The sequence below is a fragment of the Paraburkholderia xenovorans LB400 genome (assembly GCF_000013645.1).
Classification (GTDB): Bacteria; Pseudomonadota; Gammaproteobacteria; order Burkholderiales; family Burkholderiaceae; genus Paraburkholderia; species Paraburkholderia xenovorans.
The window spans coordinates 4,744,747-4,766,683 of the sequence record NC_007951.1 but is presented as its reverse complement, the minus strand read 5'-3'; the positions used below and the strand labels follow the sequence as shown (position 1 = coordinate 4,766,683).

Genomic DNA, 21,937 nt, shown 5'->3' with positions numbered 1-21,937 from the left:
GTTCAAGCGCTATGTGTGTTGATGGGCGCATAAAACTGACCCACTTCCGCTAGAAATTTGCATCGAAAATTGACCCACATGTTCAACTTCCTGCTTGGACGCCAAGCAGGAGAACGGAGTGATAACCGTGAGCATGTTGGCCAAGATTCGGCGGATGCATTTCCGCGACGGCGTCCCTCTTCGGGACATTGCTAGACAGACTGGGCTTTCGAGAAATACGATTCGACGATGGTTGCGCGAGCCGTCGGCGAGCGAGCCGAAGTTCGCCAGACGCGTCAGCAACAGCGTCGTCGACCCATGGTCGGAGCAACTGCGACTGTGGCTGGTCGCCGATACAAGGCGTACAAGACGGGAACGGCGCTCCGCTACTCAGATGTATGAAGATTTACGGGCGGCTGGCTACGACGGCAGCTACGACCGCGTGTCGGCCTTTGTGCGCAACTGGAAGAAAGAGCGCGATTCCGGGGCGCAACGTGGCGCCTTCATACCTCTTGCCTTTGAATACGGTGAAGCGTTCCAGTTCGACTGGAGCTGCGAGTATGTTTTTATTGGTGGCCTCAGGCGACGTGTAGAGGTCGCACACATGAAGCTCGCCGCGAGTCGTGCCTTCTGGCTTGTGGCTTATCCGACCCAAAGCCACGAGATGCTGTTCGACGCCCACGCACGGGCATTCGTCGCGTTAGGCGGCATTCCCCGGCGCGGCATCTACGACAATATGAAGACTGCCGTCGACAAGGTTGGTCCGGGTAAGGAGCGAGCTATCAATGCGCGCTTCCATGCGATGTGCGGTCACTACCTGTTCGAGCCTGAGTTCTGCAACCGAGCAGCCGGCTGGGAGAAAGGCATCGTTGAGAAGAATGTTCAGGACCGGCGCCGACAGATATGGCACGACGCAATTGGTATCCGGTGGGAATCGCTTGAGGTCCTGAACATATGGCTGGCCGAACGCTGTCAACAGGCCTGGAAACAATTGAGACATCCGCAATGGCCTGAGCTCAGTGTAGAAGACGCCCTGGCGGATGAGCGCCCCCGGCTGATGCAGGTTCCGAAGCCGTTCGACGGCTACATTGAGAAGCCCGTGCGCGTCTCGCCGACGAGTCTGGTACATCTCGACCGGAACCGTTATAGCGTGCCGACGGAGTATGCACATCACATCGTGAGCCTGCGTAGCTATCCGACCTACATCAGCCTCGTAGCCGACGGCGTCGAAATTGCCCGCCATCCCCGCAGCTTCGACCGTTACCAAACCTTCTACGACTGGAGGCACTACATCGCTCTGGTGGAGCGCAAGCCCGGTGCGTTGCGGAACGGCGCGCCGTTCCTGACGATGCCAGAGCCGATGCTTCGCCTGCAGAGACACCTGCTGAGGCAGACCGGTGGCGACCGCGTAATGGTCCAGGTTCTGGCGGCCACTCCCGTTCATGGCCTGGAGGCCGTGCTGGTTGCCGTCGAACTCGCGCTCGAGTCCGGACGTCCGAGCGGAGACCATGTCCTGAACATCCTTGCCCGACTGAAGAGCCAGTCGGTCCATTCGGGTGACGGGGTGAGAACAGCAATCACGCTCAAGGTCGAACCGCTTGCAGACGTCTACCGTTATGAACGACTGCGCGTTACGCGCGACCAGGAGGACGGTCATGTCGAATGAAACTGCCGCACTTCTCAAGTCGCTGAAGCTTCACGGAATGGCGCAAGCGTGGCCCGAACTGGTAGCACAGGCGCGACACAGCGACTTTGAACCGGAGAAATTCATGCAGATGCTTCTCAAAGCGGAAACGGCTGAACGACAGGTCAGGTCAATCAACTATCAGATGGCCGCCGCGCGTTTCCCCGCGCACCGTGACCTTGCCGGCTTCGACTTCCAGCAGGCGAGCGTCGATGAAACTCTTGTGCGAGAACTCCACACGGTCCGCTTCTGCGAGTCCGCGCAGAACGTAGTGTTCATCGGTGGACCTGGAACGGGAAAGACGCACCTTGCGACGTCCATCGGTATTGACGCAATACAGAATCATGCAAAGCGGGTGCGGTTCTTTACGACGGTTGAACTCGTAAACCAGCTCGAAGCGGAGAAGGCAGCCGGCAAACCCGGGCAACTGGCAAATCGCCTGATGTATGTCGATGCCATTGTTCTGGACGAGCTGGGCTATCTCCCGTTTACGCAAACCGGAGGGGCACTACTGTTCCATCTGCTCTCGAAACTTTACGAGCGCACGAGCGTTCTTGTTACGACCAATCTGAGCTTTACTGAATGGTCGAACGTGTTCGGCGACGCAAAGATGACGACCGCGCTGCTTGACCGACTCACACACCACTGCCATATAGTGGAAACAGGCAACGATTCCTGGCGCTTTAAAAACAGCACGGCGGGGCAGCCCGCTTCGCGGGCTGCAACCCGTAAAAGCTCACCCAAACGACAAAAAGAGGAGGAAATCGACGCACCAGAATGATGTTTCTGAGCATCAGGGGTGGGTCAATTCTAGATGCAAAAAGTGGGTCAGTTCGCGGCGCAAATCAACACCCCAGGCTGGGTTAGGCGGATGGACCCTCCAAGTATCCGCTTCAGCGTGGAAACGTTGACGTACTTGAAGAGCAGGTTCTTCTCCATCAATGCCTCGCTTCAGTGTGTGGTGACATGCTGCCCGTTGCGCGGTAGACGCCTGCCGGTCAGTCTACATGGCAGCACAACCTTGGTCGACCGGGGTCAATGATTGCGACTGGGAGGAAGCGGGGGCGCATCATTCCAATTCATGAAGACACCGTACGTCCCCCATCTCTTCGGAGCCGATGCGTTAGCGAAGGCTGCTGACCGGGTTGGCTGGCTAACAGTCGGCGTTGCCTCGTCCATAGCGTGGCCCGTTGATGACGTCTGGGTTCAATATGACGGCTCTGAATACCTGCTCCACGGAGTCAGGCAAGAGGGTGAGCGACGCATCGCGCCGAGCGTCAGTACGCCAGCCGCCCGCGAGGACATTGATGAAGCACTTTCTCGACTTTATCGATTCGTTTCCGTACTCGGCTTCTTCAAGCAGGGCTATGTCGACATCACTAGCCGTAGTTGGTCTGGCCATGTCACGCGTAACATCACCCTCGGTGAATCGTTTGGCACGCTGCTGCAGAGTGGGGAGCGAGGATTCAGTTGCAATCACATGCCTGTTATCCAGGACGACCAAGTGCGTAAGGCGCTCGCGTTCCTCCGAGAGGGGCGCAGGTTGGAGCGAGTGCATGAGCCTTACTCGTTCTGAACCGCCCCGGATTTGAATTGACCCCCGAGAGTTGGACACAACCTTGGAGGCTCCGTGAGGAAATTCGATGTAAAGTTTAAGGGGAAGGTGGTTCGCGAGTATCTCGCTGGCAAAGGGGGCTATAAGCTCCTTGCGGCGAAGTTCGGTATTGCTGAAAGCATGGTGAGGCGATGGGTCGCGGCATATCGTCACCATGGTAACGCTGGGCTCATCCGCCAGCGTGGCGCTTACACCCTTGAGTTCAAGCTTGAGGTGGTGCACCGGGGCGTGGCTGAGAACCTTTCCTGTCGAGAGCTGGCTGCCATTTACAATATCGGCAATCCGCACAGCATCACGATGTGGCAACAACAGAAAGCACGGGGAGAGCTCCGTTCGCTAAAGGGCATGCACCCGTCGGGACAGGATGTTTCGGTGCCAGCAAAGAAAAAGACCTCGAACCAGTCGTTAGAAGCTCCGCGATCTGAGGAGTCAGACCAACTGCTTCGTGAGAATCAGCAGTTACGCGCGGAGGTCGCGTACCTAAAAAAATTCAATGCCTTGGTTCTAGCAAAGAAGTTGGCGCGGCAGAAAGAGCCAAAATAGTGCTTGAACTGAGGCAGGAATTCCCCTTGGCCGACCTTCTCCGGGCTGCGGGGTTGCCACGCAGTACGTACTACTATCGGGCCAAGACGTTGGCCGCCCCAGACCGGCATCGTGGACTCAAGGCGAAGATTCAGGCTGTCTATGCTGCACATCGCGGCTTGTATGGCTATCGTCGCATCACCTTAACTATCCGCAGTGATGGCGAGCTAGTCAATCACAAGAAGGTGCAGCGCCTCATGAACGAATTGGGAATCAGGTCGAGGGTGCGCCGGAAGAAGTTCCGGTCATACCAGGGCGAGGTCGGCGAGGCCGCTCCGAACCTGCTCAATCGTGAATTCACCGCATCGAGCCCAAACGAGAAGTGGGTCACCGATGTGACCGAGTTCCGGGTCGCGGGGAAAAAGCTGTACCTTTCTCCGGTCATGGACCTCTACAATGGGGAAATTGTTGCCTACGAGTCGAGCCATCGCCCCGACTTCCCAATGGTCATGGGCATGCTCAGGAAAGCTGTCAAGAAATGCGGGAATGCGGGAATGCGGCTACACCGATGCTTCATTCAGACCAGGGTTGGCACTATCGCATGCAACCGTACCGAGCGGCACTGGCGCGCTACGGAATGAAGCAAAGTATGTCGAGAAAAGGAAATTGCTTCGATAACGCGGCCATGGAGAGCTTCTTTGGCACTCTGAAGGCCGAGTACTTCCATCTCACGGACTTCGAAGACGTCGACGCCCTAAGGGTAGGCCTGAAGGGCTACATCGATTACTACAACCGGCATCGCATCAAATCGAAACTTGGTGGACTGAGTCCCGTGGAATATCGAATGCGAGCGGGAAAAAATTAACGCTTCAACGTCCAACTCTCGGGGGTCAATTCATTTCCGGGGCGGTTCAGCATTTTTAGGTCTCGCGCCTTTGGGGGTGAGCGGTGACAGCTTCGAAGACCTGGCTAGCTACTTTCGCCGATTGGCTGAGCTCCACCTGATGCGTCCATGGACGCTGGCACTGCGCTGCGTTGCGCCGTTGATAGGTAGCGATACGTCAACTAGGGGCCAAAGACATGTCGCGGACTCCTGTTACGAGCGCTCCATGAACGGAGTAACGGAGCACGCTGAGAGATGGGTAAAGGCGTTGTCTCAACTCACCCTCCGCAATGACCTTCACTTGAGGACATTGCTTCCACTGCGTGACATCGTGCCCAGTTGGAAGCTACTTTCTCAGAAGGAACGTTATTGCCCGCTCTGCTATAGCGACGATGAAAGCAACAAGAGACCGAAATACAACCGTCTGCTGTGGTCCCTAGATTGCGTGATGGCGTGCCCCGTCCATAATGTGCTTCTTGTTGAAGTTGGCTCCTCCGGTATGGGAGGGGGACGCCCATTCTTCCTACCAGGCGTATCGCGCCTGGTAGGAAGCAGCCTGGCGGGGCAAATGGCCCCGCCAGCAACTTATGAGCAGTCGTGCATGGCCCGCATGGCGGCTCATCTTCTTGATGACGTACATCACCACCCTGACGCATTCGTCGAAGGCAACTGCAGCCCCGCACCCTTCTTGAAGTTTGCCACGAAGGAGCTTTATGCGTAAGCGCGCGATCTAGCACACCGAGTTCATAGGGGTGCATGGAGGTTGACGTGCCAGGCGGCGGCGCATCGATCGGCAAGGCGACCAGATCAAGCTCAACGAGCGGCGGTGGTCAGTTTTGCAAGGTGGAACGGCAAGAGGTCGGTCACGTCAGCATCCGGTTCGCGCTTCGGTAGTTCGGTGAGTACGTGCACGAGGTAGGCGTAGGGTTCGACGTTGCAAGCCCTGCAGGTCAGCATAAGACTGTAGATCATGGCGCTTGCCTTCGCGCCGGCAACCGTGTCACTGAACAGCCATGAATTTCTGCCGGTACAGAATGGACGGATGTCTCGCTCGATGACGTTATTGTCGATGGGGGCCAGCCCGTCGCTCACGTAGCGACACAGATACGTCCACTGGTTTCGCGTGTATGAGATTGCCTTGCCCAGCAGACTTTCTGGCAGGACTTGCGGTGCCTGGTCGTCCAGCCACTTTCTGAATGCTTCGAGTAGTGGCACGCTGTGTTGCTGACGCAGGCGGTATGTGTAGTCAGCGCGCGTCTCGCCTTCGGGCAGATCGGCTTTGGTGAGCGTTTCGACCTGATACAGCGCCTTGAAGTATTCCAGCGCCTGCGCGGCACGGCCACCGGGTTTCTTCATGCCCTTGAGCGCTTCAACGAAGGCGCGACGGGCGTGAGCCAGGCAGCCGAAGTGCGTGGGGCCTTCGAGTGTGCGCCAGGCGGCATAGCCATCCGTCATCAGCAGGCCTTGATAGCCCGCGAGGAACGCTTGAGGATATTCCTGCCCGCGCCCCGGCTGGTAGTCGAACAGCACAACCGGCTGCGTGCTGCCGTCGGCACTGCGATATGTCCACATATACGAGGTGCTCTGCGCAGCACGGCCGGGTTCCTTGAGTACCTGCACCGTTGTCTCGTCACCGTGAATCAGCGGTTGCGACAGCAGTGTCCTGTGTAGAGCCTCATAGAGCCGGCTATAGTGCAGCTCGGCGGGCCGGATGATCCAGTTGGCCAGTGTGCCGCGTCCAACTTCAATGTCGGCGCGCCCCAATGCGTTGGCCATCCGGTATAGCGGTGTTCCGTCGACATACTTGCCGGCAGTCACGGTGGCGATCATCGCCGCACTCGCGTTGCTGCCCGGCAATGGCTGCGCCGGCATCGGTGAGGTGATCACCGGCGTGCGTTCGGCGTGGCGCTCGCAGTGCCGGCACGCGTACTTGAAACGTACATGCTGCAGCACCGAGGCCTTCGCCTCGATATGCAGCTGTTCGCTGATCTCTTCACCCATACGGTGAAGCTCGTGTGCGCAGCACGGACATATCTTCTGGTCATCAGGCAGGTCGTATTCGATGCGCTGACGTGGCAGATGGGCCGGTAGCGGTTTGCGCCCAGGACTGCGCCGTGGCGGTTGCGGCGCATCGGGCAGGCCAGTATCGGGCAGTGTGAAGGTGTCGGCAGCGACGTCCGCGTCATGCGCTTCGGTCGCAGCGATCTGCTCAGCCTCGTCGAACACACGATCGCGTAGCCTCTCACTGCTCGGGGCGAAACGTTGGCTCTGCGCCAGGCGGAACTGCTCCTCTAGTTGGGCAATACGTTCGCCCAGCTGCTGGTTGCGTGACTCCAGTTCACGGATATAGGCCTGGGCGGCGGGCGGCAATCGGGAGAAGTCGTCTTCATTCATGCTCCCAGGATAGTCGAATGCCGCGCGCTACAGGTTTACGGAGATTTGTAACAGTCCCTCGCGCGCGTTGCTGGCCGGCAGGCCGGTCATTAGCTGGCGTGGCGGTACCGCCGCGCCGGATGACGGCACATTGCCTCGATGTCGATACCCTCGAGCAGCCAGCGTAGCTGCTCGGTCGTCAGTTCGATCACCGCCTGTTGCCGACGCGGCCAGATGAAGTGATCTTCTTCCAGACGCCGCAACATCAGCCAGAAACCGTTGCGCTCGTAAAGTAGCAGCTTGATCCGGTTGCGTCTGCGGTTGTGGAAGGCGTACACGGCACGCGCAAACGGGTCCAGTTGCATGGATTGCTCGACCAGCGTCACCAGACTGTTGATGCCTGCCCGGAAGTCGATTGGCTCGCGGTGCAGGAACACCTTCAAATCAGCTTCGAAGCGAAACATCAGCGCCGTCCCAGTGCCGCGATCATGGCGCTCACGAGCGCGGCGTCGCGTTCCGAGCATTCGAGCTCAAGCTTTACGCCATTGGGCAACTGGGCCGACAGCCATGCTGACGCTGGTGAGCGCGAAGACAGATGCGATGACCGCTGTTCTGGCTGCATGCGCACAGAATGCATCGACGCAGGCGCCGGCGCCGTATCGGCGATGGCGACGACCGGCACGAACGCCGACGGTGAAGCGGCCATGCCGTCGTTGCTCATGCGCGTTTGCGCCTGCCGATGCAGCCGAACCCATTTACGCAGTTGATTGGCGTTCACCCCGGCCTTCAACGCCAGACCGGACAATGACGCACCGGGCTGCTCGCAGGCCTCGACCAGCCGCCGCTTGCCTAGAGGATCGAAGCTGCGCTTGCCACCCACGCCAACGCGGGTCACCCGCAGGGGCAAAAATGAAAGGTCATCCTGGGTCATAAATTGCGTCCGCAAGTTGTGAGTTGCGGACGCAATCGTGGATCTTGCTGGACTCAAAAGCTAGGTGGGGAATAGACGGCGTCAAGCAGCACGGCCGGTCAGCGACAACTATCTTGGCCGGTCGACGGGTTTAGTTGTCGCTGGCTAATTCATAATTGTCGCGCCTCCCTCGTAATTGTCGTCGGGTAATTGTCGCCGGCGAGCGCTCTGTTTGTCGCTGGCCTTACGACGGCGATAGCTTTCGACGTTCAGCTCGAAGATCGTCGAGTGATGGACGAGCCGGTCGATGGCTGCGACCGTCATACCGGGGTCGGGGAACACATCATTCCAGCCAGAGAACGGCTGATTGGCCGTTATTAAAAGACTTTTGCGCTCATACCTCTCGGCAATCAGTTCGAACAGCACACTGGTTTCGGCCTGGTCCTTGCGCGCGTACGACAGGTCATCCAGAATGATGAGATCGAAGCGATCGAGCTTCGCAAGCGCGGATGGCAATTGCAGGCTCTGGCGTGCAGCCTGCAGCTTCTGGACGAGTTCACTGGTGCGCGTGAACAGCACCCGGTAGCCAGCGTCGATCAACGCGTGTCCGATGGCTGATCCCAGATGACTCTTGCCGGCGCCAGGCGGCCCGAACAGGAGAATCGTGGCGCCTTTCTCCAGCCAGGATTCTCCGGTTGCCAACGCAGTGACATGCGCCTTCGAGACCATGGGCACCATGCCGAAGTCGAAGGTCGCAAGTGTCTTTGTCGGGTCCAGATGTGACTCGGTTCGGTGGCGCTCGATACGTCGTTTAGCTCGTTCAGCCAGTTCGTGCTCGAGCAATGCGCCGAGTAGCCGGGTGGCCGGCCAGCCTTCCTTGTCAGATCGTTCCGCGAACTCGGGCCACAACCTGCCGATGGTCGGCAAACGCAGCTCGTTGAGCATCAGGGCCAGACGGCCGTTGTCATGGGCGGGAGCGTTCATGCTGCCACCTGGTCGAGCAGTTCGTCATAGATCGCCACGGGTGGCATGTCGACCACCACTTCGGGACACAAGGCCTGACGCGGCGCGAACTCGTCGCGCAACTGCTTCAGATCGGGCAGCTCACCGGCTGCAAGCAACGCTTCAAGCCGTTCGGCCAGCACCGCTTCAACACCGTGGTGCCCCGCGAGTTCTAGCAGGCCCACCATGCTCTTGCAGGCCAGACGTTGCGACAGTTTCCCCTCGAGCTGCTCCCAGGTCCGGCGATAGGCTTCGCGAGGAAACAGGGCATCACGAAACGCAAGCCCCTTGAACGCCTGCGGCTTGCGCCTGAGTGAGTCAATGAAGTGTCGGTAATCAAGCGCGTGGCGGTTGTCGGCTGCACGGGAGCCTCGCGGCGTACTGTGCACCAGTGCGCCTGACAGATAGCAGTCGAGCCGGTCTCCGTAGAGACGCACCTTGAGGCGATGGCCGATCAGGCGCGACGGCGCGCTGTACAGGATGCCCCGCACGGTGAAAGTGCTGCAACGGGTCACGAGCGCCTCTTCCTCGGCGAAGTCAGTGGTGCGGCGTTCAGGCAAATCCTGCAACTGTGCACGCTCAATGCGAAACGCCGCAGCGTTGCGCCGGTTTCGGCGCATCACCACCTCACGGATGAATTCATCGTAGGCCACCCGGTCCGCGAAGTCGCGATGGCCGCGCAGCATCAGGGCCTGGTCGACCGCTTCCTTCAGATATCGATGCGAGGATTCCACGCTGCCGTTCTCGTGACCGAGACCGCGATTGTTGCGCGTACCCTCCATGCCGTAGTGATCGAGCAGCGCCGCGTAACGCGTCGTGAAGTCCTGCTGTTCGGTCAGGTTCTTGAAGGCGGCCGACAGACTGTCAGAGCGATGTTCGCGCGGGCAGCCACCTGCCTGCCACAGCGCGTTCTGCAGTCCGGCCGCGAGAGCTTCGAAACTCTCGCCGCCTTCAATCACATTCGCGTACTCCCAGCGCGAGAACGCCAGCACGAAGTGATACAACCGGTGGCCGAATGGCGCACCGCCAATCGTCACGCAGAGCTTGCTCATATCGGTGAAGTCCGACAGTCCGCGCACGCCGGGTTGATGCTCCTGGGGGAAGAACACCTCCAGATTAGGCCCTTCGAGTGCCCGCCACTGACGAATACGTCGCTCCAGTGTGCGACGCATGCTATCGGGATAACGATCCGGATGATCATCCTGCAGCTTGCGCAAGATCGTGATGCCCATCAGGTTGGGCGCGTTGCGCAGCCACGGTACGACTTCGCTGTCCCAAACGTCGACGAAGGGATCAGGGCGGGTCCGCCATGATTGACGTGGCTTCTGGGACGGCAGCGTGGCATCGCGCTCGATGCGTCGCGCCGTACGCACGCTGATGCCGGTCTTGGCGGCGGCGACTTCCTGCGAATGACATTTGCGCTTGTTCATGTAGAGACAAACCTGTTGGTCGGTAATGCGGGTTCCAGACATGAGCTGACCGCTTCTTCTTTAAGCTTCGATCAGCCCAATCCTAAAGCCCCGCCGACACAGCGCTGCCGGTGGCTCGTCGTCTCCGGCGGCTTCGCCGCCTACGACTCCTCACCACCGGCCAAAGCAATCGTCAACGACCGGCCAAGATAATTGTCGCCGCCCAGTGGGGAAAATTTCGCGCTTACGTTCATCTAGTGTTTCCACAGGTTATCGCTTTGTCTGGTGGGTTTTGTGCTTGCTTGCGACAAGCGTGACATGAGGTTGCTGGAAGGCTTTACTGATTGAGATAGCCTTGCCAGTTCATCGCACTCCATTTCAAAGATGGAATCGGCGCTATCGGCGGTATCGAAGGTATTGCCGGAACCGGGGGAATCGCCGGGATTGGAGGGATAGGCGGGATAGAGGCGATGGGAAGAACGGGGCCTCCTTTCGCTCCTGCTTCAAATGCTACGACCGCACCAGCATGGTCCCGAAAGAGCCCACCGGCAACGCGACCAAGATGCTGTCCCCTGTGGCCATAAAGACTGCCGCCATTCAAGACGGCCATATGTTTCCCGTCCAAAGCGTGGATGTTAGTTCCATTGCGCCATGCGACCACTTTTCCGTTTTGACCGAATATAGGCTCCATCATTCCTCGTTTTGTTTGTTTGCGGCAAACGCGGTCTCGGCTGTGCTTGCCTACTCGCTATCTTTAATAAATGAGAGTTTCGTTCAAGGTCTTTCGCGCGGCTTCCAGCGCACGGCTGCGGTCAAAGATGAACGGCAGGGTGTCGTTGTATTCACCCGCAACATTGTCGATGGCCTCCGTCAATTCTTGCCGCAGCATGGCGACAGCGAAGAATTTTTCGGAGGAGTCGAGGACTGCACGGGTACCGTCTGGCGTCTGCAGCGAGGTCGCATATTGGTAGTTCGACTCGAGACGTCGTAAGTAGAGGTCCACCCGGTCGAGCAGCTGGAGGGGGAAGAACGGATTCACGGACAGCTCCGCATTGGGCATGTGATATATGAGTCCCGCGATGTCAAAGCTGCTTAGGGCGATGTCAACGTCGGCATCTCTGCTCAAGCACTTGAGGAGCCGAATGGCGCGTTTGGCGTGACCGTTGGACGAGGTGTCCTTAACGTCAATCAACCCCATATGCATGAACGGTCTGTTGACCACGGTCTCTTTTTTCACCTTGTCGAGAATCGCCACATCGCGATGAATCTCGAGCTTGCTTTGCTGATACTCGACTGTGTCGACCCAATACGACGGGACCACATCAACCTTGCGGGCAAGGGACCCGCCTGATACAGCGATAGATTTAGCGCCGGAGGTGTCAACATCCGCAGCGGGGTATTTCGTCGGGAGGAACCGTTCGCAGAAGCTACGAAGCTTCACTAACTCATCGAAGGACGACGCTGGGCCGTTGGCGAAGTCGTACGTGCTGGGCGGCACTACGGGCAGCTTGACATTCACGAACCAGTCGGCGAGCACTAACAGGTCTACATCGGATGACGCATAGATATGTATATTCAAAGGAACGGAGCCCTGCAGGCGCGTTATTACCTTGAACTCGCTCTGGCCAGTTAATTGGTCAGCAATACGATTGCCGTCACGAAGTGAAATCGCGGTGTACTGGGGAGGCACTTCTGCCATACAGCCCAGCGCGTATCGAGTCGCGTCTCCCTTTCCCTTCTCCTCAAATGACTCAAGTGCGGGCCGCAGGTCCGCTGAGTCCATCGCAATGCCGGCCGACAGACTCGCGCTCTTTGTGCGAGGCGTGCGACGAGCTCGAAGCTTGTCCAGTTTGTTAGTGTATTTGGTATTCATCTTTATCAGTTCGCTTTGGTCAGACGCATTTCGCCGTACGTGACGCGACCCATGTTGTTGAAATAGAATCCCGTCGCGCTTCGTCCGTCCGCGGCGAATTTTAATTCGCAGTAACCCCGATGCGCCTCCAAGCCATCGTTGGTCCTCGCACGCGCCGACGGGTCGTTCGTGTACGAATACATGAGCACCGCGTGTCCATCGACATCTTGGACGGCCGCTGATTTGCTAAACGATTCGGACGATGACGTTTCAAGCCGCACGCCTATCTTGGTCCACTGCTGGTTGATTTTTATTCTGCCCGCCCATGGTCGCGCCGCACCGTCCGGTTGCAGCGTTTCTGCTGGGCCGAGCGTGGTCCCGGCGACATTCCACTCGCCGCTTATATCGTGGAAGTGGAACAGCTTTCGGCATACCCAGTTGCGCCAGAACCAGCGATTGAACCCAAAATAAAGCACCGTAAACGCGAGCGCTGTGTCTAGGGTCTTGGGAATGCCACCCCAGATTGAAGGAAACAGCTTTGTCACCACCTGGCCGGCTAGCCCCCAGCCGGCCGTGTACAGGGCAGCCAAAACTGTTATTCCCGTTCCGATGTACTGAAAAATCTGACCCCGGTCGTGGTCAAGTATCGAGTATTCGTGGTCTGTCATGGTTCTGGTTCTTAAAGATATGAAGTGATGAGAGCTGTCCCGTGGCCTCTCGTGCGCGCAGGAACACCATCGTCCAATCACCTCCAGCCCGCGCATGCGTTCAACAGACTGCTGCTACTAAAAATCGCCGTCCCCGTCGTCCACATCAATATCGATGACGGTCTCCGGTGCGACGATGGTCGCGATAGGGGTATAGATGTCCGTCTCGATGTTATCGGCGACTTTCAACGAGACCACGAGCGCGTAGCGAGCTTCGCTATCCCACTGACGTGCTTCCTTCCAGTCTTTCCACCAGCCGCCGACAGGAAACACTGCAATCTGCGATTTCGTTGCTAGTTGCGCCGCCGTTCCTACCCAGACGTCCGAATGCATTGAGCCACGCGCCCGCAACTGTGCGCCATACTTCCACTGGACAACATCGGGGTCGCCGAATCCGCTATCTTCAATCTGCAACCGCTCAAGCCTGTTGATACGGGCTCTGAACTGGTTCGCGTCTTCGGTTGCGCCTTTGACGGCGAAGCGCAGCGCATAGGACTGGTAGCGGAACTTGCTGAGCCAGCCACGCGAACTTGGGTTCGGCTCTACAAAGTAGGAGAGCGTGATGCGCAGTTCGACTTGAGCCTCGCCCAGTTGCAATAGCTCCTCGACTGGCCAAGGCAAGTCGTGCAGTTGCATCTTGCCCAGCACAATTGAGCCGCCCGGCTTGCGGTAGTACGGATTGAACTGCCGCTGAACCACGAGCGTCGGCCGGTGCGCAGTCGAATATTCGGACTGGACCGGGCTAACCAGCCCGTATCCGAAGGTCCGGAGAAGCTTATCCTTGTCGAGTTTCTTGGGCTCGTGAGGAAGCGTTGCATGCATGCCTTTCGTGTGCTCGGCACCGTGTGCGACGAGAGCCCGAATCGTTTCCGGCCAGTATTGCGGATACTTTGCGCGGAGGTGTGCGCAAATCCGCGCAACCTCTGCCGCCGCAGCGCTGGTGTCGCCTGTGTCGGCAAAAAGGTTTTCTGCTGGGGTGCTCGAAGTCGTCAACAGGCGAAGTGACTCCGGGCCTACCGTCGCGTGGACGCCGCCGTCGAGCGACCCATTTCCACCTTCAGCGACGACGTCCGGCTTGAATGGCCAAGGCGTGTTGCTCCACAGCACCGAGGTGGTCGAGGCAGGTGAAAGCATACCGGGTTTGGCAATTGCCTCGAGCGTTGCATGCTTTTTTGCATCGATATCGGTCAACGACGTTGCTGCACCGACAGTGAGCGCGTTCCACGCTTGACCAGGATTTTGGACGGGGCTCAACGCGTTGACATCCGGATACGCGCCCCACTCGGTCCACTGGACATTGCCGGCAGAGAGCACGAAGAGTCGAGGTACGCGAGTCTCAGCTTCGTCTTCCCCTTCCGCCGACCCACTTACATCAATAGGTGAGCGACCAAACGCCAGTTGGTCGACCGTCGCGGACCATTCAGAGGGAGCGCCGAGGAGGTGGCCAACCGACGTCGTCATCATCGCGAAGACCCGCAACCTGTCAGGAGCATCGACCTCAACCCGCGCTACGGATTCCGAAGTCACGGAGCCCCAGAGGCGGGGCGGCGTTTCGCCGTCGGGCGGCAAAATCTTTACGGATTCAAGGCGATGCGGGATTTCAAGTTCATCGCCCGTATGCAAGGCTGCGGTCAGGTCACCAAAAAGGGCGATGCCCGCCATCTCGCTGCCATGGCCAGCATGGTCATGCTTCTGCCAGTCGGGATTGTGGGTGTGAAGGTCCGCTTCATCGAGAGCTGGCGCCAGGAGCGGATGCCCGTGGTTCACGCCGGTATCGAGGATGCAAATATGCGGTGCGCCCTCGTCGGTGGTGAACGCGATTCGCCCGAGAAGGTTTTTGACCCAATCTGCCTGTTCCGCTGGGGTTATGTCACTGAGGAAGAACTCTGCGTTCGGCTCGACGAATCGGATTTCGGCGATAAGGTCGAGCAGGGCAGCGCCCCGTTCGATTGCAGCGCGAGTCGCATGCGCTGCAACGACCACGCGACCGGGAAATCGAACGAAACCCTGTTCGACATTGATGCCGACCTTCGAGGCCTCATCTCTAAACTCGGCTACAACGTCGGCGAGTGCACCGGCCGTGTGCCGCAGCCAAACCTGGAACCAGTGCGGTTCGTCGTCCACAGGCGGGTCTGCCGCATCCGTCCACAACTCTGTGAAGGCGGCGCGGCGGATGTTATCAATCGCATTTACGAGAGCCGCGTGCTGGGGAGCTGTCCCGTTGCGATTGTCTTTCTGTAGGTATTCCGTAACGCGTTTTACGAACGCGGACAGCTTGCCATCCGGAACGTGCAATACGGCGACGTCTGAGTTCGGGTGAGCAAGCACCGTCAGCAGTTCAATGCCAGCAGACTTCCATTCGACCTTTCCATAATCGAATGAGCCGCGCGGGCTGAACTCGACGGCGATGGACAGGCCGCGTCGCTCGGGTAATCCCAAGGCTTCACGAGTCTCCTCGAGTTCGACGATGGTGCCGGAAATCTCTTCAAGCTGAGCCAACAGGCGCTGGCCGTGTGCTCCTCGGTCCCTCTGCGGCGCATTCTCGCGCTGCACGGACAAGGGTGAGCGAAATTCAAGCGACGTCACGAATCCTTCAATGGACAGGTGACTTTTAAGTTCGTCCGCCATTCTCTCAGGCTCTTCATATAGTTTTATTCGCCTGAGAGTCTAACGCAAGATTTCCCGATTAACTCATCCGGGATGTTGTTTTTACGGATGTATGTTGTGGCCCTGTGCGCGCTCTTCCAAATGCCGGATGACGCTCGCTTCACTTACCGTTTTCTGGCCTTCCATAATCGCGTCTTTCAATGCGTCGAGACACGCCTTGACGATGTCTGCGTGCGACTCACCCTTGCCGATATGGGCGAGACGGCGATAGTCGATGTCCGACGTTCCGAAGATGCCTAAGCTGTTTCTCAGCAGCGTTTCAATCTGGTGCTCGTCAGGGGCCTCGTACTTAATGACGTCGTCGAATCGTCGGAAAAGCGCTGTGTCGAGGTCTTTCCCATGGTTCGTCGCTGCAATCAGAAGGCTATCCGACGCATCCTGTTCGATGAGCTGCAAGAACATGTTCAATGTGCGGCGCATCTCGGCGACGTCGTGCTGACTGCCGCGCTGGAGCCCGAGCGAATCGAACTCATCGAAGAAATAGACACCGCGGGTCGACTTTAGAGCTTCGAATACCAAGCGCAGCTTTGACGCGCTCTCACCCATGAACTTGGTGATGAGGCTGTCGAACCGCGCCGTGAAGAGCGGCAAACGGAGCTCGCCGGCCAAGGCGGCGGCGGTCATTGTCTTACCGGTACCGGGTGGGCCGACCAAAAGCAACTTTCGACGAGGGCTCAGGCCGTGGCTGTGCAGCTGCTCGTGGTGGCGTTGCTCCCGAAGGACGCGGTTCAGTTTTCCGCGGACCGCCTCCGACAGGACCATCTGGTGCAGATGCTCTTGCGGATACTGCACTGTCAGCAGTTCCGAAAGCTCGCCCTTCGGTTGAGCCAGCGGAGTCGGGCGCTGCACGCCCTTGCTTTGAACTGAGGACAGCCCAGGCTTTCTGCCTGCCTTGGCGGCGTCGACGAGGTCGCGCAACTCTGCCGCCAACTTTGTGTGGCCACGATGAGCCTCGTCCGCGGCCATCTGCATAGCAACCGCGTAGAAATGCTCGTGGTTGTCACCAGCATATGCGCGCAGTAGTGCTTTCACTTGGTCAGAACGGGCCATTAGAACCTCAAAAGTCTTGAAACGAAGTATAGACTTCGAACGGCGGAATGTTGCTATTATAGCAATCCAATTGCTACTAAAGCATTTTAAACCGAATGTTTCCACCTCGAAGTCAAGGTGAGCTTCTGCGGTGGGCGCGAGGCGAAAGCACTCAAGCTGAATTCGCCGCGTTGACCGGCGTCAACAAATCGACGCTTTCTCGATATGAGTCGGAGAAGCTCGGGGCGCCTACGCACCTCATCAACCACTGCCTCAAGCGTCTTGCAGAATATGTAAGTGACCACCCACATACCGAGGCAGGGCTAGAAGGTGCACTGGACAACGCCAGAAGAACCGTAGAGTTGCTGGAAGGGCTCTCGCAGAAGTAACACGAATACTGTATGTATATACAGTATTCGAGATTTATGCCATCATCGTTTTCAGCCGTGTATAGAAGGGTTGCCTATATAGAAAATGGCGAAACCTTCGATTCACTGGCGAGCGTCCGCGCGGGGGACACGAACTCATGGACGTTCTGTTGGCAGACACGGCGGTCGATGTCGAGCTTGTGAGCAGGGAGCTTGGGCTGACTGAGGTCATGAGCGAACGGCTGCGACGAGCGCTCGACCGGCTGGAATGCGTCGCAGCGGTCTTGGAGACAATGCGTCCCGCGTCGGGCGGATATGAATCCGCTGAGGTGGTTGATGCGGCGGGGTGTGCTGTCGAGGAACTGGCGGTAAGGGAGCCGCAGGACTATCCGGCCGGAGCACTCGAGTGGGTAATGCTCGCGGATTGAGCGCTTGGTAGCAGGGAGTCAATGTTGCGACAGTAGCAACAAGGCGCGCTCACGCACCAGTCGAAGGTCCAGCCGATAGAAAAAGGGCTCGACCATCGAATTGTTAAGTGTCTGCATACAATGGCGACATGGACAGGCTGTCTTGACGCTTACTTCATCACCCCAAGCTGCGCGCACCCCTCATTGGCGACAAGAGCGGATTGTCCAGACGCGACATGAAGTGGTGAACTCTACAGCGCCGTATGCGCCGAGCCCTTTTGTTCTTTCACGCTCTTGCGACATCACGAAGCGCCGCGCGCGTCTCCACAATCCCCTGACACGCCCTCTCCGATCTCCCCCCTAAACAGAACTATCCAAAGAAAATCTGTAAATTCCCGTGCATCAATTCAGAATCAGACGTGTAAACGTTTATCTGCAGAAATTTCCAATTGTTCCAGTCTGTCCCCTTAATTAGCATGCGTGCACCATGCAAATTTCACGAAGCGTGGACATTCCCGGAGCGGCATTTCAGCAATCGCTTCCCCAATTAATAAAAAGGCTTTCGCGAAACCATCCGCACGCCAGTGTTTTATTTGCAGGTCATGTACAAAACAATCCGATTGATTTTAACTGCATCAGTCATGATGCTGTCCAACCTTGTGCACGCGCAATCAGTGCCGCCTCTCATGGGCGCAAGCCAGTTTGCCGGCCCATATCTCGGCTTCAAGGTAGGTGTGAATAGCTCCAACGCTTCCGGTGTCATCAGCAAAGCATCGCACACTACAGTTTTCCCCGGCTTCACGGCCGGATATAACTTCGACGTCAACCGGTTCGTGGTGGGCGCCGAGGCCTTTGCCGATTTACATCACGGCTCGACAACCTGTAAGGACGGCGGAATCGATGCAAAATTCGGCATGCCGTTCAATCAGGTATTGCCTTATGTCCGCATCGGATTCACCGGAGACGATCCAGACACGCGCTTCCATTGGGGCCTGGGCGTCGAATATAAATTTGCCAGACACATAAGCGCCGTAGGCGAATGGACAACTGACACCAGCAACCACGACGGCACCAAAAGAACAAATAACAGTTTCACAATCGGTCTGCAGTATCACTTCAATTGATCTGCCCGATTAGCGGCGGGGCGGCGAGTTTCCAAGGCCCCCGCCGCCCCGCCGCTATTTCACCCTGCCAAGGTTGTTGAAAGCGTCCCATGCCGTTAGAATCCCCCGGTCACTGGGGAGTAGCCTTCCTTCATCGTTTGAAGGAGAACGCGTCAACATACTTGGCCTTGCAGGTCATGGCGCGTTCGGCCGTGTCGGTTTGGCGAGACCATTGACGCACTGCCTCGTTCTGGTCGGACGGGCGGCGGTGCGTCATTGGTTTGTCGTCTACGTCCGACCGTGGAGTTGCCTCGTGATACATCGTTGTGCCCTGCCAGTCTTCCCCGCTCGCCGTCTGCCACGCCGCCACCTTTCCGTGCTTGCGGGGAGCAGCGTATGACCGGTCTCCTGCTCGAACTCGCCGTCATGCTGGTGGTCATTCTGGTGGCCGCCGAACTCTTCACCAACGCACTCGAACACCTGGGCGAGCGTCTCAGGATTTCCGAGGGCGTGACGGGCTCGTTATTCGCCGCGGTCGGCACCGCTTTGCCCGAGACCCTCGTGCCGCTGCTGGCAATCGCCGGCGGCACGACCGATAGCGCGGTCAATCAGGAGATCGGCGTGGGCGCGATTCTCGGCGCGCCGCTGATGCTCTCCACGCTCTCCACCTTCCTCATGACACTCGCGATCCTCGGTTCGCGCGGCGCGAGCGGCTGGGTCGCGCCGGAACGCACGGGCTTTACGCGCGACCTCAACTACTTCCTGTGCGCGTTCGTACTGGCCGCGGCGGCAATGTACGTGCCGCACGAGCAGATGCTCGTGCGTGCCCTCTTCAGCGCGGCGCTGGTCGGCGTATACGTCACGTATGTGGTGATGACCTTCCGGGCATCGAATCAATTGGTCGATGCCGGTCACGGCACCGAAGCGCCGGGCAAGATGCTGATCTCGCGTCTCGGCGTGCCGACCAACCTCGTGACGATCGTGGCGCAACTGGCGCTCGCCGTGGCACTGCTGGTGTGGGGCGCGGAGGGCTTCATCCACGGTGTTCGCGGCGTGTCGCAGGCGCTCGGTATCTCGCCGCTGCTGCTCTCGCTGCTGATCATACCGATCGCCACCGAACTGCCGGAGAAGGTCAACAGCATTCTGTGGATTCGCCGCGGCAAGGATACGCTGGCGTTCGGCAACATCACCGGTGCGATGGTGTTCCAGGGCACCTTGCTGCCCGCGATCGGCATTCTGCTGACGCCGTGGACGCCGCGTATCGAAGTGGTGACCGGCATCGTGATCACGCTCGCTGCCGCGGCCTGGCTGCGGATCAATGTGCGCGCGCGCGGTGTGCCGGTGTGGGCGCTGCTGGTTTGCGGCGTGCTGTATGCGACCTATCTGGTCATTACGCTGACTCGCTAGACGCGCCGCTCAACGAGCCGCCTGGCGGCAAGCGGAACGATCGCAGAAGGCAGCCCACTGGCAGACCTTCTGCGCTTCTCGCTCACTTGACCGTTGCACCCGTTGCGCCCGTTGCACCCGGCGCTGTCGTGTTGGCTGGTTTGAAAACCGTCTTCCAGTCATCCTTCATGTCGACGATCAGCCAGCCTTTTACCGCGGCCTCGTCCAGACCTTTGTCGAGCTTGCCGCTCTGCGACGCGTGGTCGTACTGGTATTCGCGTTCCGCGTCCGTGTGATGCACGAGCGCGGCAAGGCGCGGGCCGTCGCCGGCCGAAGTCCATTCGAGCATCGGCGCGTCGCCATCCGCGTTGCCGAACGCGATCACCGGACGCCTGCCGATCACGCGATCGATGGCAAGCGGTTTGGCCGCGCCATCGACCAGCGTGTCGACCTGCGCGAGGCGCGTCAGCGAAATCGCGTCGTTGGTCTGGCTATACCGGTACCTGACGGTGCTGCCTATCACCTGCTCGGGCGGAATGCCATACATGCGCTGCGCCACCTCGCGGACGAACTCGACATCTCCGCCCGTCACCAGATAGGTTTTGAAGCCATTCGCGCGCAGGTAGGCGAGCAATTCGAGCATGGGCTGATATGCGAGATCGGCATAAAGCCGGTTGAAACGCGGGTCGCTCGCGGAGTCGAACCATTCGTGCGCGAGCGCGGCGAACTGCTCGCTCGTCATGCCCACGTGCGCCGCGGCCAACACCCGCAAGGAGCCGGCGTCGCCGCTTGCCGCCACACTCCTGAGATTGCCTTTGAGGATCGAGCGGAACGGTTCCTGGCGCTTCCACTCCGGATGCCGTCCGGCCACTGTCTTCACGCGTTGCAGCGCGAACACCAGTTGTACCCGCACGGGTTGCTCCGGCCACAGCGTGCCGTCGTTGTCGAACACGGCGATGCGGTCGGCGCTCGGGATGAAGTCCCTGGATTCGGGCGTGGTCACGAGCGTGACGAAATCGACGATCGAGCGTTTGGTCCTGGTGTCGTTCCACGATGCCAATGTCGCGGCCGCCGACGCGCCTGCCTGCGACTCGCTTGCGTCCTGGCGCGGCGTAACGGAGCAGGCGCTGAGAAATACGACGGTAAAGGCAATGCAATACCGGTACAGCGTGTGAATCATGAAAGCCTCATCGAAAGCGGTGGATCGAACCTTGAACGAGCGCCAGTCTAATGGGCGCAAGGCGCTTATTGCAGCCTTTGCAGAATTTTTTGCGGACAGCGGCGGAGCGTGTGCCGCCAGCACAAATACCAATTGAATATTTCAGGAGGCCGGACGACGCGCAGCTCGAGCGCGGCGCCTCGGCCGCGTTACAAATTTATCTCTATAAAGCCGGGAAACATTGCTAGTATTCCCAACGATGCCAGCGTGGTGAATCGTCCACTTTCCGCATGCTTCGTTTGATGCGGCGTTTCTCGTTTTCAAGGAGCGCTCATGCAAGTCCCGTACACCGCTGCGCCGCCTTTCCCGATTGTTCAAGTGACATAGCACGCCTCTTCCGCGTGGTCCGTCGTCCACCCGTACATGGTCACCGGGCGGCATGAACAAGCGCGCAAAATGAATTCGATTTAAATCGGAGATGCGAACGCCAACATCACTTTTAGACAAATTCGCATCAGGCAAAAGCAGGCGCTCGCCAATAAGAACATCCGTGGACGAGATCCGATCAACGACTGCTACACACGAACGGCAATAGCGAAGTCGAATGTCACTGTCAACAACGCGAACGAGGCACAGTGTTTTTATTCGGACACCGACACATTGGGGCAATTTCTTGATGGCAGCGGCGCTACACTGTGAGCTACGCTAAAGATCGGCTACGGCGCTTGCCAGGGGCCCCGGTCACTAACGGTGTATAGGTGTATAACGCACGTCACTTTTTTTCACTCCGCCTACAGAACCGCTACGCGCTACGCAAGAAGATCAAAGACCCGCAGTTCAATTCAGACGGTTTGCTCGCGTCCTACGTGCAACACACGAGGC

The 21,937-nt window shown here is 58.5% G+C and carries 20 protein-coding genes, 1 pseudogene and 1 riboswitch; of the genes and pseudogenes, 10 read left to right on the top strand and 11 right to left on the bottom strand.

Annotated elements, in window-relative coordinates; translation table 11 throughout:
* Positions 1 to 127: 127 nt before the first annotated feature.
* The 5 genes and pseudogenes from istA (BXE_RS21510) (at position 128) to BXE_RS21485 (ending at position 5,404) form a co-directional block, all read left to right on the top strand.
* Complete coding sequence (istA, locus tag BXE_RS21510) at positions 128 to 1,645, top strand: IS21 family transposase (RefSeq protein WP_038458439.1); 1,518 nt, start codon at positions 128 to 130, stop codon at positions 1,643 to 1,645.
* Positions 1,635 to 2,444 (top strand): IS21-like element helper ATPase IstB, encoded by an 810-nt coding sequence (gene istB / locus BXE_RS21505; RefSeq protein ID WP_011486406.1) that lies wholly within the window; start codon positions 1,635 to 1,637, stop codon positions 2,442 to 2,444. Before istA (BXE_RS21510) ends, istB (BXE_RS21505) begins: the two co-directional genes overlap by 11 nt.
* Before the next feature lie 300 nt (positions 2,445 to 2,744).
* Complete coding sequence (locus BXE_RS21500) at positions 2,745 to 3,239, top strand: hypothetical protein (protein WP_038457162.1); 495 nt, start codon at positions 2,745 to 2,747, stop codon at positions 3,237 to 3,239.
* Positions 3,240 to 3,293: 54 nt separating this feature from the next.
* Positions 3,294 to 4,665, top strand: a pseudogene (locus tag BXE_RS45265) (IS3 family transposase).
* Between the two features lie 76 nt (positions 4,666 to 4,741).
* On the top strand, positions 4,742 to 5,404 hold the full coding sequence (locus BXE_RS21485; protein ID WP_081435548.1) for a TniQ family protein: 663 nt from the start codon (positions 4,742 to 4,744) through the stop codon (positions 5,402 to 5,404).
* Positions 5,405 to 5,496: 92 nt separating this feature from the next.
* Here the strand turns inward: BXE_RS21485 and tnpC are convergent, their stop codons facing one another.
* The 10 genes from tnpC to BXE_RS21440 all read right to left on the bottom strand — a co-directional run bounded on the left by tnpC (position 5,497) and on the right by BXE_RS21440 (position 16,653).
* Positions 5,497 to 7,077, bottom strand: coding sequence for an IS66 family transposase (gene tnpC / locus BXE_RS21480; RefSeq protein WP_011487049.1), 1,581 nt, complete (start codon positions 7,075 to 7,077; stop codon positions 5,497 to 5,499).
* A gap of 89 nt (positions 7,078 to 7,166) precedes the next feature.
* Complete coding sequence (gene tnpB, locus BXE_RS21475) at positions 7,167 to 7,520, bottom strand: IS66 family insertion sequence element accessory protein TnpB (protein WP_011487048.1); 354 nt, start codon at positions 7,518 to 7,520, stop codon at positions 7,167 to 7,169.
* Positions 7,520 to 7,987 (bottom strand): IS66-like element accessory protein TnpA, encoded by a 468-nt coding sequence (tnpA, locus tag BXE_RS21470; protein ID WP_011490266.1) that lies wholly within the window; start codon positions 7,985 to 7,987, stop codon positions 7,520 to 7,522. The genes tnpB and tnpA overlap by 1 nt, the downstream gene beginning before the upstream one ends.
* A gap of 144 nt (positions 7,988 to 8,131) precedes the next feature.
* A complete protein-coding gene (gene istB, locus BXE_RS21465; RefSeq protein WP_011487989.1) occupies positions 8,132 to 8,950 on the bottom strand; it encodes an IS21-like element helper ATPase IstB in 819 nt (272 codons plus the stop codon).
* Complete coding sequence (istA, locus tag BXE_RS21460; RefSeq protein WP_011487988.1) at positions 8,947 to 10,440, bottom strand: IS21 family transposase; 1,494 nt, start codon at positions 10,438 to 10,440, stop codon at positions 8,947 to 8,949. Before istA (BXE_RS21460) ends, istB (BXE_RS21465) begins: the two co-directional genes overlap by 4 nt.
* A 274-nt stretch (positions 10,441 to 10,714) precedes the next feature.
* Positions 10,715 to 11,068: a 4-fold beta flower protein gene (locus tag BXE_RS48210; RefSeq protein ID WP_407668623.1), complete on the bottom strand. Its 354-nt coding sequence runs from the start codon at positions 11,066 to 11,068 to the stop codon at positions 10,715 to 10,717.
* A gap of 63 nt (positions 11,069 to 11,131) precedes the next feature.
* Complete coding sequence (locus BXE_RS21455) at positions 11,132 to 12,250, bottom strand: hypothetical protein (RefSeq protein WP_011490258.1); 1,119 nt, start codon at positions 12,248 to 12,250, stop codon at positions 11,132 to 11,134.
* A gap of 5 nt (positions 12,251 to 12,255) precedes the next feature.
* On the bottom strand, positions 12,256 to 12,897 hold the full coding sequence (locus tag BXE_RS21450; RefSeq protein ID WP_038457164.1) for a hypothetical protein: 642 nt from the start codon (positions 12,895 to 12,897) through the stop codon (positions 12,256 to 12,258).
* A 117-nt stretch (positions 12,898 to 13,014) separates the two neighbouring features.
* Entirely contained in the window at positions 13,015 to 15,564 is a 2,550-nt protein-coding gene (locus tag BXE_RS21445) for a S8 family peptidase (protein ID WP_011490256.1), read from the bottom strand.
* An 81-nt stretch (positions 15,565 to 15,645) separates the two neighbouring features.
* Positions 15,646 to 16,653, bottom strand: a complete 1,008-nt coding sequence (locus BXE_RS21440; RefSeq protein WP_011490255.1) for an AAA family ATPase — start codon at positions 16,651 to 16,653, stop codon at positions 15,646 to 15,648.
* 95 nt (positions 16,654 to 16,748) lie between these two features.
* On the opposite strand from BXE_RS21440, the gene BXE_RS44460 reads away from it, so the two are divergent.
* The 4 genes from BXE_RS44460 (at position 16,749) to BXE_RS21420 (ending at position 19,917) form a co-directional block, all read left to right on the top strand.
* Positions 16,749 to 17,021 (top strand): helix-turn-helix domain-containing protein, encoded by a 273-nt coding sequence (locus BXE_RS44460; protein ID WP_011490254.1) that lies wholly within the window; start codon positions 16,749 to 16,751, stop codon positions 17,019 to 17,021.
* 137 nt (positions 17,022 to 17,158) lie between these two features.
* On the top strand, positions 17,159 to 17,428 hold the full coding sequence (locus tag BXE_RS21435; protein WP_038457166.1) for a hypothetical protein: 270 nt from the start codon (positions 17,159 to 17,161) through the stop codon (positions 17,426 to 17,428).
* Between the two features lie 581 nt (positions 17,429 to 18,009).
* Positions 18,010 to 18,531, top strand: a complete 522-nt coding sequence (locus tag BXE_RS21430) for an outer membrane protein (protein ID WP_011490253.1) — start codon at positions 18,010 to 18,012, stop codon at positions 18,529 to 18,531.
* A 102-nt stretch (positions 18,532 to 18,633) separates the two neighbouring features.
* Positions 18,634 to 18,806: riboswitch (yybP-ykoY riboswitch) on the top strand.
* A 100-nt stretch (positions 18,807 to 18,906) separates the two neighbouring features.
* Positions 18,907 to 19,917: a sodium:calcium antiporter gene (locus BXE_RS21420; protein ID WP_011490252.1), complete on the top strand. Its 1,011-nt coding sequence runs from the start codon at positions 18,907 to 18,909 to the stop codon at positions 19,915 to 19,917.
* Between the two features lie 82 nt (positions 19,918 to 19,999).
* Here BXE_RS21420 and BXE_RS21415 read toward each other — a convergent pair whose 3' ends face one another.
* Complete coding sequence (locus BXE_RS21415; protein WP_011490251.1) at positions 20,000 to 21,076, bottom strand: HAD family hydrolase; 1,077 nt, start codon at positions 21,074 to 21,076, stop codon at positions 20,000 to 20,002.
* Here BXE_RS21415 and BXE_RS46620 point away from each other — a divergent pair.
* Positions 21,075 to 21,212, top strand: a complete 138-nt coding sequence (locus tag BXE_RS46620; RefSeq protein WP_158340936.1) for a hypothetical protein — start codon at positions 21,075 to 21,077, stop codon at positions 21,210 to 21,212. The two genes, BXE_RS21415 and BXE_RS46620, sit on opposite strands and share 2 nt — an antisense overlap.
* The last annotated feature ends 725 nt before the right edge of the window (positions 21,213 to 21,937 follow it).

What these genes read in the sequence shown, in the direction of transcription:
- BXE_RS21440 (WP_011490255.1), bottom strand. Translation starts at nt 16,653, where the DNA reads ATGGCCCGTTCTGACCAAGTGAAAGCACTACTGCGCGCATATGCTGGT.
- BXE_RS46620 (WP_158340936.1), top strand. Translation starts at nt 21,075, where the DNA reads ATGAAAGCCTCATCGAAAGCGGTGGATCGAACCTTGAACGAGCGCCAG.
- BXE_RS21445 (WP_011490256.1), bottom strand. Translation starts at nt 15,564, where the DNA reads ATGGCGGACGAACTTAAAAGTCACCTGTCCATTGAAGGATTCGTGACG.
- BXE_RS44460 (WP_011490254.1), top strand. Translation starts at nt 16,749, where the DNA reads ATGTTTCCACCTCGAAGTCAAGGTGAGCTTCTGCGGTGGGCGCGAGGC.
- tnpC (WP_011487049.1), bottom strand. Translation starts at nt 7,077, where the DNA reads ATGAATGAAGACGACTTCTCCCGATTGCCGCCCGCCGCCCAGGCCTAT.
- BXE_RS21415 (WP_011490251.1), bottom strand. Translation starts at nt 21,076, where the DNA reads ATGATTCACACGCTGTACCGGTATTGCATTGCCTTTACCGTCGTATTT.
- istA (WP_011487988.1), bottom strand. Translation starts at nt 10,440, where the DNA reads ATGTCTGGAACCCGCATTACCGACCAACAGGTTTGTCTCTACATGAAC.
- BXE_RS21420 (WP_011490252.1), top strand. Translation starts at nt 18,907, where the DNA reads ATGACCGGTCTCCTGCTCGAACTCGCCGTCATGCTGGTGGTCATTCTG.
- BXE_RS21455 (WP_011490258.1), bottom strand. Translation starts at nt 12,250, where the DNA reads ATGAATACCAAATACACTAACAAACTGGACAAGCTTCGAGCTCGTCGC.
- tnpB (WP_011487048.1), bottom strand. Translation starts at nt 7,520, where the DNA reads ATGTTTCGCTTCGAAGCTGATTTGAAGGTGTTCCTGCACCGCGAGCCA.
- istB (WP_011487989.1), bottom strand. Translation starts at nt 8,950, where the DNA reads ATGAACGCTCCCGCCCATGACAACGGCCGTCTGGCCCTGATGCTCAAC.
- istB (WP_011486406.1), top strand. Translation starts at nt 1,635, where the DNA reads ATGTCGAATGAAACTGCCGCACTTCTCAAGTCGCTGAAGCTTCACGGA.
- BXE_RS21500 (WP_038457162.1), top strand. Translation starts at nt 2,745, where the DNA reads ATGAAGACACCGTACGTCCCCCATCTCTTCGGAGCCGATGCGTTAGCG.
- BXE_RS21435 (WP_038457166.1), top strand. Translation starts at nt 17,159, where the DNA reads ATGGACGTTCTGTTGGCAGACACGGCGGTCGATGTCGAGCTTGTGAGC.
- BXE_RS21450 (WP_038457164.1), bottom strand. Translation starts at nt 12,897, where the DNA reads ATGACAGACCACGAATACTCGATACTTGACCACGACCGGGGTCAGATT.
- BXE_RS21430 (WP_011490253.1), top strand. Translation starts at nt 18,010, where the DNA reads ATGTACAAAACAATCCGATTGATTTTAACTGCATCAGTCATGATGCTG.
- BXE_RS48210 (WP_407668623.1), bottom strand. Translation starts at nt 11,068, where the DNA reads ATGGAGCCTATATTCGGTCAAAACGGAAAAGTGGTCGCATGGCGCAAT.
- tnpA (WP_011490266.1), bottom strand. Translation starts at nt 7,987, where the DNA reads ATGACCCAGGATGACCTTTCATTTTTGCCCCTGCGGGTGACCCGCGTT.